Genomic DNA, 18029 nt, shown 5'->3' with positions numbered 1-18029 from the left:
CACGTAAAAAGCCAAATAACAAAAACCTTTTAGAATAAAATGGTACATGAAAAAACCTATACCTACATCTTCTCACCCCCAAGAACGCATAGAAATACACAAAATTGTTGTTTTCATTGCCATGGCTTTCGGCATGTTTATGGCTATTTTAGATATCCAAATTGTTTCCTCATCTTTGGCTGAGATTCAAGCTGGTCTATCAGCTAGCTCTGACGAAATTTCATGGGTTCAAACCTCCTACCTTATCGCAGAAGTCATCATGTTACCCTTTTCTGGTTTTTTAGGACGTTTACTTTCAACAAGAATTTTCTTTAGCCTATCAGCCATTGGATTCACAATCACCTCCATACTTTGCGCAACCGCAACATCTATTGAACAAATGATTGTATATAGAGCACTCCAAGGTTTTATTGGAGGAGGAATTATCCCCAGCGTCTTTGTTGCATCCTACACACTTTTTCCACCTTCAAAACAATCCATCGTTTCACCTATCGTAGGATTAGTAGCAACATTAGCACCCACAATCGGCCCAACAGTAGGAGGGTATCTCTGTCATACTTTATCATGGCATTGGCTCTTCCTTATTAATATACCCTTTGGAATTATTATCTCAATTATATCTTGGAAATTAATTGATTTTGATAAAGCTGATTACTCTTTAATAAACAAATTTGACTGGTCAGGATTTTTCTCCATGGCAATCTTCTTGGGATCTTTAGAATATATTCTAGAAGAAGGGGCACGTCGAGATTGGTTCCAAGACAATCTGATCTTTTACTTTTTCATTATTATGATCTTATCTGGAAGCTTGTTTTTTTGGCGTACTTTTACTGCAAAAGAACCAATTGTTGATCTCTACGCTTTTTCCAATAGACATTTTTCAATTGCAGCTATTTTTTCTTTTATGATTGGAATAGGTCTTTACGGACTTACTTACCTTTATCCTGTTTATTTGAGCCAAATTCGCCATTATGATGCACTCATGATCGGGGAAACACTCTTCATTTCAGGTCTAGCCATGTTTTTTACCGCTCCCTTAGCAGGATTTCTTTCAACACGAATTGATGCACGTCTTATGATAGCAATAGGACTCGCCGGATTCGCATGGGGAACTTGGCTAGCTACCTATATTACAGATAATTGGGGTTTTTGGGAGCTCTTTTGGCCCCAAATTTTTCGCGGCATCTCCGTTGTCATATGTATGGTTCCCATTAATAATATTGCCTTCGGATCATTACCACCAGAACGGATGAAAAATGCTTCAGGTCTTTTTAATCTAACACGCAATCTCGGTGGAGCTGTTGGACTTGCCATTATTAGCACTCTTATGATGCAGCGCACAAATCTCCATCATGATCGAATCGCTGAAACAGTCCACTCGGGAAACGCACAAGCAACTGAAATGCTTTCAAAACTCACCATGCACTTTAATTTTGCTACTTTTGATCCCCATTCTCTTGCCTTATTTCAACTCTTTAACATGGTTCACATACAAGCAACAATCATAGCTATTAGTGACATATTCTTTATAATAACCATCCTTTTTAGCATCTTAGCTATTTTACCCATTTTACTAAGAAAAATATCACAATCTACTGACATCCCTCTAAACCACTAAGCAAAAAAGTAATCTTTTTTTCATTAATCACTTTATGTATACTTTTCAACGGCATAAAATCCTACCTTGAAGGATTATTCTAAAACAATATCTTGCTAAGCATAAAATGTAGATATGCTTTCACCATTATAAATTTTGTTAAAGTTACTTTAAAACTATACAAAAAATTGACATCCTAAATAGATTAGCAAAAATTATTAAAGACAATAAGCTTTAAAAAGAAAAAATCATTCTACGAAACGAAACCACCCTAAAGCCTCACACTTAAGAAAATGGCGTATCTCCAGAAAAAATAGTACTTAAACTTCAAAACCGCTATTATCAAAAATAAAGCTAAATAGGTAAGCTCCTCAAGCTACTTTATGATGCTGAAAAGAATCCAAACTTTGGAGCTCTCCGCTTGGTACCAAAACGCCATGACATGAAGACAAGTATTTAGGAATCAATTCTAACGCCTGAAAACGATGTTTTTCATAAGGGCCAGGCATCGCCAAATTTTTAGTCAAACTGCTTGAAAAGCCAAAACGCTGATAAAATTCACAATCACCTACAAGCAAAATAGCACCATAGCCCAACCTTTTTGCCATTTTAATTGCATGCTGCACCAAAATCGTTCCTATACCCATACCGGAATATTCTGCTAAAACAGCCAGAGGCCCTAAAAGTAAAGCATGTCGTACTTCATTTTTTCCTTTATCGAACCGAACATGCCAAAGACGCACGCTACCCACAAGCTCTCCAAACGCATTTTTGACTACAAAGGAAAGTCCATGCGCAGCCAATCGACCATGACGTAAAGACTCTGATGACTTACGCTTTCGTCCCTTTCCCAAGGTCAAATCAAGTAAACGCTCTCTGTAAGGTTTATCATCTTCTTGCTCAGATGTAAGTGTAAAAATCGCCCCATTTTTTGTTTGAAAAGCAATTGCATTCATCTCTATCACCTACTAACATATCAATAAACAGGCTACTGTAAAAACTCAAATTACATAAGATCGTAGAGGCTCAAAACCATTAAATGCAACAGAAGCATAAGTGGCCGTATAAGCACCAGTTCCATGAATTAATAATTCGTCTCCTACTGTGAGGGATAAAGGTAAAAGATACGGTGTTTTTTCGTAAAGAACATCCGCAGAATCGCAAGTTGGTCCTGCTACAATACAAGGCTCCATTGCTTTATCATCATGGGGTGTTTCAATAGGATAGCGAATGGCTTCATCCATAGTCTCCGCAAGACCGTTAAATTTTCCAACATCAAGGTAAACCCATCGGACATTATCATTCTCTGATTTTTTTGATATAAGAACAACTTCTGTACGAATAACACCTGCATTGCCAACCATACCACGACCCGGTTCAATGATTGTTTCAGGAATACGGTTGCCAAAATATTTTTTCAATGAATTAAAAATAGCAGTACCATAAGTTTGTGTTGTAGGAATATCCTTTAAATAATGTGTTGGAAATCCCCCTCCCATATTAACTAATTTCAACAAGATTCCCTCTTGTTCTAAACACCTAAAAACTACGGCTGCGTCCGACAAAGCACGATCCCAAGCACTGATATCTGTCTGCTGAGATCCTACATGAAAAGAAATCCCATACGCTTGCAAACCTAGTTGATGTGCCCGACGCAAAACATCAACAGCCATAGCAGGCACACAGCCAAATTTACGTGACAACGGCCACTCTGCACCTTCCCCATCAGTAAGAACTCTGCAAAAAACGCGAGCTCCTGGAGCAGAACGAGCAATTTTTTCTACTTCTTCGATACAATCAACTGCATAAACTGATATGCCAAGTGCATATGCACGTGCAATATCGTGTTCTTTTTTAATAGTATTCCCAAAAGAAATACGCTCAGATGTTGCTCCTGCTTTTAAAGCCATTTCAATTTCCGCTATAGAAGCGGCATCAAAAGAAGACCCCAAAGAAGCAAGCAAACTTAAAATCTCAGGTGCTGGATTCGCCTTTATCGCGTAGAAAATGCGAGACTGTGGAAGAAATTTTTCAAAATTTGAATAATTTTCGCGTACAACATCGAGGTCAACAACCAAGCATGGACCTTCAAAACGATGCGTTGCAAGGAAATCGCGAATACGTTGCGTTGCCATTTGCAATTCTCCTTGGAGAATAAAAATCTCCACTCTATACTTAGACAGCACAAAGCTGCTAGTGGCCAAAGGACAAAACACGCATAACCACAAATCATGCTCTGATTATTAAAATAACCAGAAAGAAATCAGTATGCATGCCACGAAGGAACAGCGCGAAAAAACCGCATTGTTCTACTTTGTCTGCCTTTTTGATTGGAGTTGAGAAAAACATTTCCGCACTGAAGGCAATGAGGTGTGCCTCTATAGTTATCCCAGCATTTGGACAGCTGGAAGACACCAGAAAGGCCCGCACCGTCGTTGCTTCAAGATGTCCTCACTCTTTTTCGGTTGGCCGAAAGAATGACTGGAGCGGTTAGTTCCAGGTACCGTACCGGTTAACCTCACCATTTGAGAACCGGCGGACACCCACAGGCACGTGCGACTTTGGGCAATAGTGCATATAAAACCAATTGTTATTCATTTCAATCATTTTTTAATTTTTAATATAAATTTTTTTAAATTTTAAACATAATATTTAAAATTTGAACACAATATGATGTAAAAAAGATACATTTACTTCAAAAAGATATGTCGCCTCGTGTCGTATCTCTTCTATCCTCAGCATAAAAGCTCGACATTAGCTAACTTTCAAAAAATTTTCTTCTTATGTTCGAAATATTCCTATCCTAATAGCAGAAGAAAAAAATTAAAATATAGATAAAATACAACAATTTCTCATTCTTAATGAGAATTATTTGCACACAATTTTAATAATTGAAACTGCCTATGACGTTCCCGAAAACGCTGCCTATCAGCTCCACTTCGTGTGTGATAGCAAGAATCACACGAAACACCTTCTTCATAATAAGGAGATAATTTATTTTCAGCATTAATCGGGGCACGACATGCACGACATAACTCGCGCCCACACTCTTCAAGACCATGCCCAACAGAAACACGCTCATCAAAAACAAAGCACTCGCCCCACCACAAACTTTCTTCTTTTGGAACGACTTCTAAATATTTAAGAATGCCACCTTTTAAATGGTAAACCTGCTCATAACCAAGTTCACGCACATAAGCTGTTGATTTTTCACATCGAATACCTCCTGTGCAAAACATAGCAATCTTCTTCTTTTTTTTCAAATCAGCTTCATGCCTTGCAACCCATTCAGGAAATTCGCGAAACACTTTAATATGAGGATTAATAGCGCCCTGAAAACTCCCAATTGCATATTCATAATCGTTACGCGTATCAATTAAAAGTGTTTCTTCATCTTGAATAAGAGCATTCCAATCTTCAGGTGCCACATAAGTACCAACAATCTTTAGTGGATCGATACTCTCACACCCCATAGTTACAATCTCTTTTTTTAACCGTACCTTCATGCGACGAAAAGGCATTTTTGATGCCCATGAATACTTGATCTCCGGCGTTATAAATGACGGATTAGATGTAATAAAATTTACCAATACTTCAATTGCTGCACAAGAACCAGCAACAGTCCCATTAATCCCCTCTTTTGCTAAAAGTATCGTACCCATAATGCCATGAATTTGGCATAAATCTAACAAGGGTTTTTGTAATTGACGATAATGTTTTAAATCTGCAAAACAATAAACAGCAGCAACTCTAAAATTCTTTTCCATGATATTTGCCATAACGTGCGTTTTACCCAATTTCAAGATCTATTCATAACTTCTTGAGATATTGTGATTTATTCAATGATACTGAAAACATCATTTTTTTACAAAAAAATACCACGTACTAAAAAATAAATCATCTTTCACCACTTTTTTTAAACTAAGCATTCATATTTATTTTTCTTATCAGCTATCTACAAAATACCATATAACCAGAACACCTCCTTCTTAAAGAAGAAAGCGCATGGCAGACATTAAATGCACAAATGCGACTTAAGATAATAATACAAAAAGGATTCAAATCAATTATTGGTGTATAAACAATTTTCAACAAGAGACCCTATAAACAAACCGCATAAATAAAAGCTTATATCGATTCATTGTATACCGAACAAATTAATTGATTAAGAAAAAAATAACGATATCCTCATTTGAGTTCGTAACACCAAATCGATATTAAGAACACCAAAAACCGCTTTTCATATCTTAATTTTTCTTTTTGCAGCAAACAGTACCACCTTTGTAGAAGCTTTAACTTTTCCCCGCACTGAGATAAAATTTTTCCGCGAAAAATATTTCAAAAAATAACACTGGACAATGGCTAAAACTCACGATTATTCTACAAAAACGGCTTTTAGCAAACGTCCCAAAACTTGCAATGATCGGCAATTGAGACGCGGTTGCTATATAAACGTATACAAAATAAAATAATTCTTTCACCCTACAAAAGCGCGTTCCAAAACATATGTAGCTGGCGCATTGTTTGCACCCTCAACAAGACCAAAGACTTCACACATCCTTGCACAATCCTTCAACATTGTCATGGAACCACAAATCATCGCCCGATCTTCATCAGGATTAATTCTTGGCAAACCAGTCATTTCAAAAAAAGCACCACTCTCCATAACAGTAGTAATGCGCCCCATATACTCAGAAGATTCGCGGGTTGTCATGGGATAAAATTTTAACTGTTTTGCATATTCACCAATCAGAGGATTGTCTTGTAAAGAATTAACAACATCCTTTGCATAGTTAAGATCATCTCGTTCACGGGTTGTTTGAATAAGCACAACTTCTGAAAATTTTTCGTAAGTTTCAGGATCACGGATAAGACTTGCAAAAGGAGCAACTCCCGTTCCCGTTGAAAGAAGATAAAGACGCTTACCAGGAATAAGAGCATCAAGAACTAGTGTCCCAGTCGATTTATTACGCATTAAAACTGTATCACCAATTTTTATTTTTTGAAGATGCTCTGTTAACAATCCTCCAGAAATCTTGATAGAAAAAAACTCCAACTGTTCATCCCAAAACGGACTTGCAATAGAATAAGCACGATAAACTGGCTTTTCTGCATTCGGCAAACCAATCATCACAAATTCACCTGAACGAAACCGAAAACTTTCTGGACGATTCAGACGAAACTTAAACAAATAGTCTGTATAATGATGGATTTCTTGAACAGTGAGCGCAAACACATTTTCAGGAATCGAAAAGTTTGATGCAACACTCCTGTTATTTAACTGAACATTAGTGGGAGACACACTCATAAAACTTTTCCTTGTACCTTATTGAATATTAAATCTCTAATTTTAAAAATAATATAATGCTTGTAAAATAATCTACCAATATTTTTCTTAAAACATAAACTACGAGATCAACATTTTTGTATTCACACGAACAAAAATAACAAAACCTAACTCAAAGAATATCGTACAAAACAAGCATAAACAATGTTTAACTGACAACCAAAGCCATCCTCACCCTTAAAATATAATTGATAATGCGCACTACCAGCTACAATATGCATTATGTAACTTTACAATATTTGCAAATACCCAGTTAAAAAATATGAAAATAATCAACTTCTCTAAGACCTTTCAGAATATTCTTTCTTAACTTACTATCCTTACAATTAGCCATATAACCATAAACAATACTTCTTAAAAAAGAAATTTTGAATCTTTGTCGTCATAGGTTACAAAAATATTCCTCACATTATGTCATTATCATGAATAAAACAGCAACCTAGCGGCATTTGCTTTTATCTAAGTAAAGTAGATATTTCAGAAAAAAATCTTAAATAACAATACCAATATTTTGGTACACATTTGTTTCAATGCAGGATTAGCTCCTATTATAATAGCTAGAAAAACCAATAATATACCTATCACAGCATAAAAAAGCACCATTCAAGATTTTGGAATTGTCGATAACGTAAGTTATACGACCTTTGAGAAATGAGCTCTTTCTCTATTTTTAACCAATTTATCTACCATTTTTAAGTAACATTGGTTTGCTTAGTAACTTAATAGGAAATAAAAAAAGTTTGCTATACTGTCCTTAATTATCCAATAATAATAAACAAAATTAAGTAAAGTATATTAAATATAGTATTAACTTTAATATCTAAATAAAAATAATAAAAAATTAACCATATTTTTATTTTATACTTATTATAGTTTATCTAAATTATAATTAATAAAAAATTAATGATAATATATTATTAACTTTTATTCTAAAAATTTAATCCATTATTGAGATAAAAATATTTTATAATTACACTTTTTATAAACTATACAAAATAGATGAACTTTCATCTTTTTACATGTACCAACTACAAACCAATAAAAAGTAAAAATCCTATGCCTCTACAAATTACAAGTGAATCGCATATTTAGTGATAATATAAATTCAAAGAATTAGCATTATGATTGATCATTAAAAAAGTAAGTATTTGATATCAGAATGTTGCCTTCATAGTACATAATACAATATAAACTGTTCATTACTTCTTGAAATAATAAACAGCATGCGTATCCTCTCTGCATCTTATGGGAACAAGTGTATGTGCAGCAATAAAAGGGAACTTCTCATGTCTTACCAATGCAAATAGGATTTTAAAATGGACAGATCAGTTCATGATGCAACAAACGCGTTACCACCCTATACGGCTGTCGCAACCATCGATGTTGGTGCAATTGTCGAAAACTATATAACTTTAGCTAAACATGTCGCCCCAACCAAATGTTCAGCAGTTGTAAAAGCAAATGCTTATGGGCTAGGTGCTGATAAAATTGTTCCTAAACTGTATCAAGCTGGTTGCCGTACCTTCTTTGTAGCCAAAATTGAAGAAGCTCTCCAGTTAAAAACCATTTTACCGTCAAATGTCACTATTGCTCTTCTTAATGGCATTCCACGTACTGCAGAAGAACTAGTGGCCAAATCTGGTATTGTCCCTGTTCTTAATTCTTGGAATACAATTGAAAGCTGGCAAATGCTTTGCCAAAAAAAGAGTCAAAAATTCCCAGCTATTGTGCAAATTGATACCAATATGAATAGATTAGGGCTTGATCAAAAAGAATTACAACAACTTATCCGATATCCTACCATTTTCGAAAAAGCAGAGATAAAGTATATTATCAGTCACCTTGCTAACGGAGATGATGACACACATCCATCAAATTATGCTCAATTAGCCACTCTGAAAACAATAATTGCACAATTACCCACTTGTAAAGTATCACTTGCTAATTCTGGAGGTATTTTTCTTGGCTCAGACTTTCATTTTGACCTTGTTCGCCCAGGTATTGCACTTTATGGAATAGATCCACATAAAAAATACCCAATGTTTCTCAAACCTGTACTAAAACTTGAAGCCCAAGTTATTCAAAGCCGCTATATTGGTGCAGGAGAACCTGTCGGTTATGGAGGAAGTTTTATTACCCACAGGCCAAGTACTCTTATAACCATCTCTATAGGCTATGCAGATGGTTTGTTGCGCGCACTATCTAATAAAGGAACTGTTTATTTTAAGGGACACAAACTCCCTATTGTTGGACGCGTTTCTATGGATTCCATCATTGTTGACGCTACAGATCTTGGAGATGAAAAGCCTCAAAGAGATGATTGGGTAGAAATCATTGGAACAAACCAAACTGTAGAACAAATTTCTGCATACGCCAACACTATTCCTCATGAAATTTTTATTTCTTTAGGCTATCGCTGTAAATGCACCTACATTTAAAAGCATCGTAAAAATAAAATAATAAAAATTAATATCACTTAATAATTCAGAAAACACACAAAAAGCCCGCACAAGATAAGCGGGCTTTTTCCATAAGTAGAAACAAATAAAATTAATACGTATTCCCCAAAGGTGGACAAGAACAAATGAGCATTCTGTCTCCTGCGACATTGTCAATACGCGAAACAGGAGGCCAATACTTACTTGCTGGATCAAGACGACTATTGGGAAAAGCAGCTTCTTGTCTTGAATAAGATCGTGCCCAAGCATCATCCAAAGTATCAACCAATGTATGTGGTGCATTGACCAATGGATTGTCTTCTTTTGGCCAAATACCTGAGCCAATTTTCTTAGCTTCTTCAGCAATCAACAATAAAGCATCACAAAAACGATCAATCTCTGCCTTTGGTTCTGTTTCAGTTGGCTCAACCATTAAAGTTCCAGGTACTGGGAACGACATAGTTGGAGCATGAAACCCATAATCAATTAAACGTTTTGCAATATCATCAACATTCACCCCATACTTTTCCTTCAATATGCGAGTATCTAAAATACATTCATGAGCAACACGCCCATGCTTGCCTCGATAAAGAATGGTATAAGCCTGTGAAAGACGTGTCGCAATATAATTAGCGTTCAAAATTGCAATTTGCGTCGCATATTTCAAGCCATCAGCCCCCATCATCCGAATATACATCCATGTAATAACAAGAATAGATGCACTTCCGTAAGGAGCTGCTGAAACTGCATGCGTTGTCCCATTTTGTTCATGACCTGGTAAAAACGGCCTTAAATGTTCTACAACCCCAATTGGACCGACACCAGGACCACCACCACCATGAGGAATTGCAAATGTTTTATGAAGATTCATATGGCAAACATCTGCCCCAATATCTGCAGGACGAGCAAGACCAACAAGTGCATTTAAATTAGCACCATCAAAATAAACTTGCCCACCATTTTGATGGATAATAGAGCAAATATCTTTAATATTTTCCTCATAAACACCATGAGTTGAAGGATAAGTGATCATTAAAGCTGCTAAGCGCTCCTTATATAACTGCGCTTTTACTTTGAGATCATCAATATCAACATCTCCATCGCTTAAGCACTTAACCACAACAACCTCCATACCTGCCATATGGGCTGAAGCTGGATTAGTACCATGCGCAGATGCAGGAATAAGGCAAAGTGTGCGTTGATGTTCACCACGCGATTGATAATACCGACGAATTGCTAAAAGCCCAGCATATTCACCTTGAGCACCAGAATTCGGTTGGAAAGAGATTTCAGCAAACCCTGTGATTTCACATAACCACTCATTCAACTGATTAATCATGTCCTGATAGCCTATCGCATCTTCCTTGGGGACGAAGGGATGTATATTAGCTACTGTAGGCCAACTTACAGGCATCAATTCAGCGGCTGCATTAAGCTTCATCGTGCAAGAACCAAGCGGAATCATTGCCCGATCCAATGCCAAATCCTTGTCCGATAAACGACGTAAAAAACGCATCATATCTGTCTCTGAATGCACCATATGGAAAAATGGCTGAGAAAGAAAAGTTGTGTCACGTCCTGAACCTAAAAGTCGTACAGAAGCCTTCTCAACTAATTGTGCACCAAAAAGCTGTGCCAAAGCATCAGCATCCTCTTCCGTTGATAATTCATCAAAATTAATCACAACGCGATCATCATCGAAAACACGCACAATACGTCCACTCATTCTTGCTTGATGAGCAATTTCTCTCGCTTTTCCCTTAACAAAAATACTTATACAATCAAAAAAGTATTCTCCTTCACAATGAAGACCTACAGACTCTAAACCAGCGACAAAACGGCATGTTAAATGATGAATTCTCTGAGCAATTTCCCGTAATCCTTGCGGTCCATGCCAAATAGCATAAGCCGTAGCCATATTTGCTAACAAAGCTTGAGCTGTACAAATATTTGATGTCGCTTTATCACGCCTAATATGTTGCTCACGTGTTTGCAATGCTAAACGAAAACCAACACGCCCCTTCGTATCAATTGATTGCCCGACAATACGCCCTGGAATAAGGCGTGTTAGGGCATCACTTACCGCAAGATAGCCAGCATGAGGACCACCAAATCCCATTGGAACCCCATAACGCTGCATAGAACCAACAACAATATCGGCCCCCCATTTAGCTGGTGGTTCCATAAGAGTAAGTGCTAAAGGATCTGCAACAACAATTACGAGTGCACCTTGTGCCTTTGCCTCCTTAATAATTTCAGCGTAATCATTAAAAAAGCCTTTCGTATCCGGCCAAGATAAAACAACTGCAGCCGTATCAGAACAAATGCCACTGTTTTCGCTCACTTGAATACCTTGTGTTTCAGCACGTGTCTGCACCACACTAAAAGTCTGGGGATGCAAAAGACTCTGAATAGAAATCTTTGTTTTTTTCTCACGCGCAAATCGTACAGCAATGGCATTAGCCTCAGCCAAAGCTGTTGCTTCATCAAGCAATGAAGCAGCGGCAACAGGTAAACCTGTTAATTCGCTAACCAATGTCTGAAAATAAAACAAAAGCTCTAAACGACCTTGGCTAATTTCTGCTTGATAAGGTGTGTAAGCGGTATACCAAGCTGGATTTTCAAAAAGATTTCGCAAAATAACAGGGGGAACACATGTTCCATGATAACCCTGCCCAATAAAGCTTTTGTGCACGTGATTGCGATCCATCATTTTCGACAATTCTTTCAGTGCTTGCTCTTCACTGGCTGCTTTTGGTAAGTTAAGTGATTGCGTAAAATGGATAGACTGAGGAACAGCTTGAGAAATTAATGTTTCAACGGAATCAAGTTCTAACACATCAAGCATTTTTTGCATTTCATCCGAACGAATTCCAATATGCCTAGAAAAAAAATGACGTCCCTGCATAATCTTCACCCAATTAGTGCTTTGTAAGCAGATTCATCCATTAATTCTTCAAGTTGCGTTTCATCTTGCAGCTTCATTTTCCATAACCAACCTTCTTTTTCAGCATTTTGATTTACCAATTCAGGACTTTTTACCAATGCCTCATTAATTTCAATAACTTCACCATCAAGAGGTGCGTAAACATCTGAAGCTGCTTTTACTGATTCTACAACAGCTGCAGAATCTCCTTTAGAAAGGAGTGTCCCTCTTTGTGGTAAATCAATAAAAACTAAATCCCCTAGCTGCTCCTGAGCATAGTGAGTAATCCCTACAGTAACCACCTGTCCTTCAATGCTGAGCCATTCATGATCTTGTGTAAAATAAGTTCTAGACATAAAAAACTATCCTTTAAAATAACGTTGTTCAACAAAAGGAAGTGCATGAACAGACAGCACAATCTTCTTGCCACGCAACTCGGTAAATACTTCCGTTCCCTCATTTTTCCAAGCAACAGGAACATACCCCATCGCTACAGGACCATCAAAAGAAGGCCCAAAGCCACCTGATGTCACCATCCCGATCTGATTTCCTTTATCATCTAAAAGAACAGCACCAGCACGAATAGGTTGGCGTGTTTGTGGCTTTAACCCAACTCGACAACGAGAAGGTCCTTTTTGAATAGCTTCAAGAAAAGCCTTTGCTCCATAAAATTGCGCTTTTTCTCGAACATTTTTAGAAACAGCCCATGTTAGTGAAGCATCAATAGGTGTAATATCGGCTGTAATATCATTCCCATGCAAACACAACCCTGCTTCTAATCGGAGACTGTCACGCGCTGCAAGACCAATCCACTCAACCCGTGGATCCCCCAGTAATTTTTCAGCTAACAAGTGCGCTTGATTTTTCGGAAGAGCGATTTCAAAACCATCTTCTCCCGTATAACCAGAACGCGTTATAAACCAATCTTGTTGTGGTTCAAATCCTTGCATAAAAAATAATTCATTACCAGACACGCCGGCGTCAGCCATAACAGCTGCAGCTTCTGGGCCTTGAAGGGCAAGCAATACCCTTTCAAGAGCAAACACTTGACACCGAAAGCCAACAGCACGTTTCTCAAGTTCAGCAAAATCAGCCTGTGCATTACCGGCATTAACTACCAACATAAATCGGTGATCTGCCAAACGGGTAATGATTAAATCATCAAGAATACCCGCCTGCTCATTAAGTAGATAATTGTACCGCGATTGGTTTATTTTTAGTAGTGCAGCATCAACAGGTAGAGCATATGATAAAAATTCAGCAGCTTGTGCACCCTCAACAGCAATCAATTTCATATGGGAAATATCAAAAAGACCTGCATGAGCACGTGTATGAAGATGCTCTTTTAAAACTCCAAGAGGATAAGTTAAAGGCATTTGCCAACCAGCAAAAGCACCAAATTTTGCACCAACTTTTTCATGCAATTTATGTAGGGGAAGTATATTTAAAGAAGATGTCTCGAATTTTTGTGGTGTGCCCATAATATCTCCAAAGTCGTACTAACTCCCACACGATGTGGTCGCCTTCGCACCCCTCTGTCATAAACCTGAGAGACTCGCGAAAAAATCTTTCGCTTACACCTTCGGCGCGGGATTTCCCGACTTTCCAGATCTGCCTTTCTTCTTTTACGGTCCCTAGAGCCTGAGAGATTATGGGCTGTTTTCCCCTTCGGCAGCAGGTACAAAATCTTGCAATCTGCACTCTCCCGCAAAAGAATGAAAGAAGCAAGAATGCTCTTTCCGACATGCTACGATTTATAGACTATCTTTTTGACACTGTCATCAGCAAATAACTGTAATTCTCTCATTTTTATACTTGCACAAGCTATTTTAAAAAGCTTATATTAAGAAGATTTTTAAACATTATGAGCACAAGACATTATACTGCAATAAATTAAGGAGAAGAGAAATTGCAGAAAAAATAAGCAAAGATACTGCTTTATAACGTTGTAAAATTTTACAGCCTAAATTACAAAATTTTATAAATTAAAGAGCTTGGGACGTGACAATCATCCCACAAAAGGTCTGACCGTGATCATCGGAGTTTATATCCTATGGCATTGGATATTTAAGATAAGGTATTGTATTAGACATAATCTTAGCGCACAATTGGTTAGTCAATTTTCTCGCCAAATCATATCATGCACTGTGGTTATTTACGTACCGAATCTTATCGGATAAAGGTTACAAAATACTCATGAAAGCTGGCAATATCCATTATAATTGCGAAAATGATCTACCAAAGCAAATCGCTCTTTTTCCTTTAGAGGGCGCACTCTTACTGCCAGGTGGTTTTTTATCACTCAATATTTTTGAAACAGAAACCCTAGAAATGATTGAAGATGCTATGGTATCCGATCGTTTATTAGGAATCATTCAACCTCTTTCATCAAATACCGACTGTCTATCTACACAACTTTATAGAACAGGCTGCATAGGTCGCATCACGAACTATAACGAAACAGGAAATGGACGACTTTTCATCGTATTGCAGGGAATTTGCCGTTTTACCTTAGAAAAAGAACTGGTAAACACAAAATCTTATCGAACTGCTGTTGTTCAATTAAATACAAAAGATCTACAAGAACCAGATGTTTCGGAAAATATTAATCGAGACAATTTATTAAATATTGTTGAGAAATACCTCACCATACATGAAATAGAATATAACTGGAACAGTATCATTCAAACTCCCACACCTATATTGGTGAATGCTTTTTCGTCCCTGATACCTTTTACACCAGCGGAAAAACAAGCTCTACTAGAAGCTCCAGATATTGGGAGTCGTGCCCAAACTCTTCTCGCTTTAACAGAACGCTCACTTATGAAACAAACAGGAGCACATTACCATCTTAACTAATGGACTTGAAAACATGAAAAAGATGACTACCAATCCTAAAATGCTTGAATTGCTTGTCTGCCCAATCACAAAAGGAACGCTTTCTCTAAACCGAGAAACACAAGAATTAATCTCACTTAAAGCAAAACTCGCTTATCCTATTCGTGATGGCATTCCTATTATGCTTGCTTCAGAAGCTCGTCCTTTACAGCACAACAATAAAATAAGCAATTTTCATTAGATTTTCCTTTATACGGCGAAATGGCGAGCCATTATTAATCAGCTCTTATGATCTACTTTTCATCAGTTGATATCCTTTGTTTATAAAATTTTATTCAATACTTACTCACTCCTCAAAATGGTTCATAAAAATTAAGTACAAGTAGAAGAATCAAATCATTCAGCAAATTCCTTATCCTTGCGATAACATCAAAATTAAAATTATGATCAGAAATGCACTAATTTTCTCTGCCTTAAACAAAATTTTATTTTTTTAATATGAACGAAGAATTGTTTATTGAAAATGAGAATCATAAAGTAAAAAGAGTAACAGCACTGAAAAAATGACATCTTTCAGCTAGATAATTAAATACCTATAACGATGTATAATATAATCGCTACTAAATCCAAACTCTTCAAGGTAAATAATTGACAGAATGAAAGTAATTCTCTAAATTGAACACTGTCAAGGAGATTTCTATGCAGCTTAGCATAAAACTATTCTAGTTTTCTCAGCGTAAGATTTAGGAGAGCGGTGCATTTAAAGTGAGCCGGCTTGTGGTGCTGTAGGTTTTTGTTAGCTTACACAAGATTGGATTCATGAAAACTAACAATAATAATAGCATATTCCTTGGCAAACTTACCCTCTCTTGAGAAGGATCCAAGGAAGAAGATGGGTAGGAGTGTGGGAGAATGAGTTTTAAAGTTGCAGTTGTCGGTGCTACAGGAAATGTTGGCCGTGAAATGCTAACAATTCTGGAAGAGCGTGGTCTTCCAGTTCGTGAAGTGATTCCTCTGGCATCACGACGCTCATTAGGCCAAGAAGTTTCTTATGGCGATAAAACTTTAAAAGTAAAAGCACTTGATACATATGACTTTTCCGACACAGACTTATGTCTTATGTCCGCGGGCGGAGATATTTCTAAAGAATATGCTCCCAAAATCGGCGCTGCTGGCTGTGTAGTAATCGACAACTCTTCCACATGGCGTTATGATGCCAATGTCCCGTTGATTGTACCTGAAGTTAATGCAGAATCCATTAGTGGATTTTCCAATCGTAATATCATAGCAAATCCTAATTGTTCAACAATTCAACTTGTCTTAGCTTTAAAACCTCTCCATGACGCAGCAATCATTAAACGTGTTATTGTGTCCACTTATCAATCAGTTTCCGGAGCTGGTAAAGAAGGAATGGATGAATTATTTGAACAATCACGAGCAGTTTTTGTTGCAGATCCCATCACATTAAAAAAGTTTACAAAACGCATTGCCTTTAATATCATTCCCCATATCGATGTTTTCATGGAAGATGGTTATACAAAAGAAGAGTGGAAAATGATGGTGGAAACCAAGAAAATTCTTGATCCTAAAATCAAATTAACAGCTACCGCTGTTCGAGTTCCTGTCTTTATCGGCCATGCGGAAGCTGTTAATGTTGAATTTGAAAAACCTCTGAGTGCTAATGAAGCACAAACTCTTCTACGAAACTCGCCAGGATGCCAACTTATCGATAAACACGAAGACGGCGGCTACATAACTCCGTATGAATGTACTGGAGAAGATGACACCTTTATTAGCCGTGTTCGCGAAGATATCACTGTCGAAAATGGTTTATCTTTCTGGGTTGTCTCTGACAATTTAAGAAAAGGAGCAGCATTGAATGCAATTCAAATTGCTGAATTACTAATTTCTCGTAATTTGATAACTCCTAAGTCAAAAACTTGAACGAAAATAGCAAGATATTCACATAAATCAGATACTTTTTGTTGCCATGCTTCTTTCTTACCATCTCTATTAGAATCGGTTTTTTATTCTGATGGAGAAGGATATGTTACGACGCGGTAACGTGTCTCGTTGCGTTCAAAATTTCTGAAATTGACATTATCAGGAAACAAAGGATTATAAGCAGTTACGTGCTCCACAGATATACCATGCGCTTTAGGTGACGGATTCAAAATTGTCCGTTCATCTCTTTTTTTTACACCTGTAGAATCAACAACTACATCTATTCTATGTTGTTTTTGTATTTTTGGGGGTATCATGACGACTTTAGAATTAGAAACAATCTGCTGTACTTTCCCTTTTTGAGCTTGTATCGTGGGATCTGGTTTTGTGTGCATATGTCCAAGAGAAATCATAGGAATATTTTTGACATTTAAATAATGTGCCGATGCCCAACCTGTCATTCCGTTGTAGTGTATTGAGCACCAAGTTTTGTTAGGTAGACAACCATTAATTTGCACTTTCCCTCCAGATGGAACAGTTGCTACGGCCTTGTAAGTTGTAGCGGGACCTGTGCGTATAACTGCATAACCTGATGCTACACGAGCAACCGTCCCAGCAGTCGCGCTAGAAACTGATACCCCAAACACAGTCCCTGCAAAAGACAACAAAATCACTGTTGTTGATAAAAAATTATTTTTAAACATTATCTCTTTTTCCTCCTCATAGTATAAAAGGCAAAATATTTACCTTTGCCAAGATTTGCCGCATTTTAGTAAAGTAGTCATCAACTCTCGATCTCTTCCAAGACTCAAAACACTTTAAGAAAATTTCTCTTATTTCATCCCCTACTACTCTATACAAACGGTCTATTATCTTGATTGGAGTGTTTCCTTCGTGGCTTCACTACTCTCAAGAGCATAATCTGATTACCTATTTTCT

14 protein-coding genes and 1 riboswitch (1 of these 15 cut by a window edge) are annotated in these 18029 nt (G+C 37.1%); of the genes, 6 read left to right on the top strand and 8 right to left on the bottom strand.

Going from position 1 to position 18029, the window contains the following annotated elements; translation table 11 throughout:
• On the top strand, positions 1-38 hold the 3' end of the coding sequence (locus tag V3565_RS04915) for an HlyD family secretion protein (protein ID WP_455478086.1). It extends 1063 nt beyond the left edge of the window; only the last 38 of its 1101 coding nucleotides appear in the window; its start codon lies off the left edge, out of view; it ends in the stop codon at positions 36-38.
• Positions 39-46: 8 nt separating this feature from the next.
• A complete protein-coding gene (locus V3565_RS04910) occupies positions 47-1618 on the top strand; it encodes a DHA2 family efflux MFS transporter permease subunit (RefSeq protein WP_455478085.1) in 1572 nt (523 codons plus the stop codon).
• Positions 1619-1968: 350 nt separating this feature from the next.
• Here the strand turns inward: V3565_RS04910 and V3565_RS04905 are convergent, their stop codons facing one another.
• The 4 genes from V3565_RS04905 to V3565_RS04890 all read right to left on the bottom strand — a co-directional run bounded on the left by V3565_RS04905 (position 1969) and on the right by V3565_RS04890 (position 6905).
• On the bottom strand, positions 1969-2553 hold the full coding sequence (locus V3565_RS04905) for a GNAT family N-acetyltransferase (RefSeq protein WP_455478084.1): 585 nt from the start codon (positions 2551-2553) through the stop codon (positions 1969-1971).
• A 45-nt stretch (positions 2554-2598) separates the two neighbouring features.
• The gene (locus V3565_RS04900) at positions 2599-3732 is read right to left on the bottom strand and encodes a type III PLP-dependent enzyme (RefSeq protein ID WP_455478083.1); all 1134 of its coding nucleotides are present in this window, start codon (positions 3730-3732) and stop codon (positions 2599-2601) included.
• A 723-nt stretch (positions 3733-4455) separates the two neighbouring features.
• The gene (trhO, locus tag V3565_RS04895) at positions 4456-5364 is read right to left on the bottom strand and encodes an oxygen-dependent tRNA uridine(34) hydroxylase TrhO (RefSeq protein WP_455478082.1); all 909 of its coding nucleotides are present in this window, start codon (positions 5362-5364) and stop codon (positions 4456-4458) included.
• Between the two features lie 710 nt (positions 5365-6074).
• Complete coding sequence (locus V3565_RS04890; RefSeq protein ID WP_455478081.1) at positions 6075-6905, bottom strand: ferredoxin--NADP reductase; 831 nt, start codon at positions 6903-6905, stop codon at positions 6075-6077.
• Positions 6906-8260: 1355 nt separating this feature from the next.
• Here V3565_RS04890 and alr point away from each other — a divergent pair.
• On the top strand, positions 8261-9382 hold the full coding sequence (gene alr, locus V3565_RS04885) for an alanine racemase (protein ID WP_455478080.1): 1122 nt from the start codon (positions 8261-8263) through the stop codon (positions 9380-9382).
• Between the two features lie 112 nt (positions 9383-9494).
• On the opposite strand, the gene gcvP is transcribed toward alr, so the two are convergent.
• Genes gcvP through gcvT form a run of 3 tightly spaced genes read right to left on the bottom strand, consistent with a single transcriptional unit; the run spans position 9495 to position 13789 of the window.
• Positions 9495-12290 carry an aminomethyl-transferring glycine dehydrogenase gene (gene gcvP, locus V3565_RS04880; RefSeq protein WP_455478079.1) on the bottom strand — a complete coding sequence of 932 codons (2796 nt, stop codon included), beginning with the start codon at positions 12288-12290 and terminating at the stop codon, positions 9495-9497.
• A 5-nt stretch (positions 12291-12295) separates the two neighbouring features.
• The gene (gene gcvH / locus V3565_RS04875) at positions 12296-12664 is read right to left on the bottom strand and encodes a glycine cleavage system protein GcvH (RefSeq protein WP_455478078.1); all 369 of its coding nucleotides are present in this window, start codon (positions 12662-12664) and stop codon (positions 12296-12298) included.
• A gap of 6 nt (positions 12665-12670) precedes the next feature.
• A complete protein-coding gene (gene gcvT / locus V3565_RS04870) occupies positions 12671-13789 on the bottom strand; it encodes a glycine cleavage system aminomethyltransferase GcvT (RefSeq protein ID WP_455478077.1) in 1119 nt (372 codons plus the stop codon).
• Positions 13790-13926: 137 nt separating this feature from the next.
• Positions 13927-14026: riboswitch (glycine riboswitch) on the bottom strand.
• Positions 14027-14504: 478 nt separating this feature from the next.
• On the opposite strand from gcvT, the gene V3565_RS04865 reads away from it, so the two are divergent.
• From V3565_RS04865 to V3565_RS04855, 3 genes are all read left to right on the top strand, one after another.
• Entirely contained in the window at positions 14505-15167 is a 663-nt protein-coding gene (locus V3565_RS04865) for an LON peptidase substrate-binding domain-containing protein (RefSeq protein WP_455478076.1), read from the top strand.
• Positions 15168-15180: 13 nt separating this feature from the next.
• Positions 15181-15387: a Trm112 family protein gene (locus V3565_RS04860; protein ID WP_455478075.1), complete on the top strand. Its 207-nt coding sequence runs from the start codon at positions 15181-15183 to the stop codon at positions 15385-15387.
• A gap of 671 nt (positions 15388-16058) precedes the next feature.
• Entirely contained in the window at positions 16059-17090 is a 1032-nt protein-coding gene (locus tag V3565_RS04855) for an aspartate-semialdehyde dehydrogenase (protein ID WP_455478074.1), read from the top strand.
• Between the two features lie 83 nt (positions 17091-17173).
• Here V3565_RS04855 and V3565_RS04850 read toward each other — a convergent pair whose 3' ends face one another.
• Positions 17174-17794: an SH3 domain-containing protein gene (locus tag V3565_RS04850; RefSeq protein ID WP_455478073.1), complete on the bottom strand. Its 621-nt coding sequence runs from the start codon at positions 17792-17794 to the stop codon at positions 17174-17176.
• Between the last annotated feature and the right edge of the window lie 235 nt (positions 17795-18029).

Source organism: Bartonella sp. B10 (genome assembly GCF_053794435.1).
This window is presented reverse-complemented; position numbering and strand designations above follow the sequence as displayed.

What these genes read in the sequence shown, in the direction of transcription:
- V3565_RS04910 (WP_455478085.1), top strand. Translation starts at nt 47, where the DNA reads ATGAAAAAACCTATACCTACATCTTCTCACCCCCAAGAACGCATAGAA.
- V3565_RS04905 (WP_455478084.1), bottom strand. Translation starts at nt 2,553, where the DNA reads ATGAATGCAATTGCTTTTCAAACAAAAAATGGGGCGATTTTTACACTT.
- V3565_RS04900 (WP_455478083.1), bottom strand. Translation starts at nt 3,732, where the DNA reads ATGGCAACGCAACGTATTCGCGATTTCCTTGCAACGCATCGTTTTGAA.
- trhO (WP_455478082.1), bottom strand. Translation starts at nt 5,364, where the DNA reads ATGGAAAAGAATTTTAGAGTTGCTGCTGTTTATTGTTTTGCAGATTTA.
- V3565_RS04890 (WP_455478081.1), bottom strand. Translation starts at nt 6,905, where the DNA reads ATGAGTGTGTCTCCCACTAATGTTCAGTTAAATAACAGGAGTGTTGCA.
- alr (WP_455478080.1), top strand. Translation starts at nt 8,261, where the DNA reads ATGGACAGATCAGTTCATGATGCAACAAACGCGTTACCACCCTATACG.
- gcvP (WP_455478079.1), bottom strand. Translation starts at nt 12,290, where the DNA reads ATGCAGGGACGTCATTTTTTTTCTAGGCATATTGGAATTCGTTCGGAT.
- gcvH (WP_455478078.1), bottom strand. Translation starts at nt 12,664, where the DNA reads ATGTCTAGAACTTATTTTACACAAGATCATGAATGGCTCAGCATTGAA.
- gcvT (WP_455478077.1), bottom strand. Translation starts at nt 13,789, where the DNA reads ATGGGCACACCACAAAAATTCGAGACATCTTCTTTAAATATACTTCCC.
- V3565_RS04865 (WP_455478076.1), top strand. Translation starts at nt 14,505, where the DNA reads ATGAAAGCTGGCAATATCCATTATAATTGCGAAAATGATCTACCAAAG.
- V3565_RS04860 (WP_455478075.1), top strand. Translation starts at nt 15,181, where the DNA reads ATGAAAAAGATGACTACCAATCCTAAAATGCTTGAATTGCTTGTCTGC.
- V3565_RS04855 (WP_455478074.1), top strand. Translation starts at nt 16,059, where the DNA reads ATGAGTTTTAAAGTTGCAGTTGTCGGTGCTACAGGAAATGTTGGCCGT.
- V3565_RS04850 (WP_455478073.1), bottom strand. Translation starts at nt 17,794, where the DNA reads ATGTTTAAAAATAATTTTTTATCAACAACAGTGATTTTGTTGTCTTTT.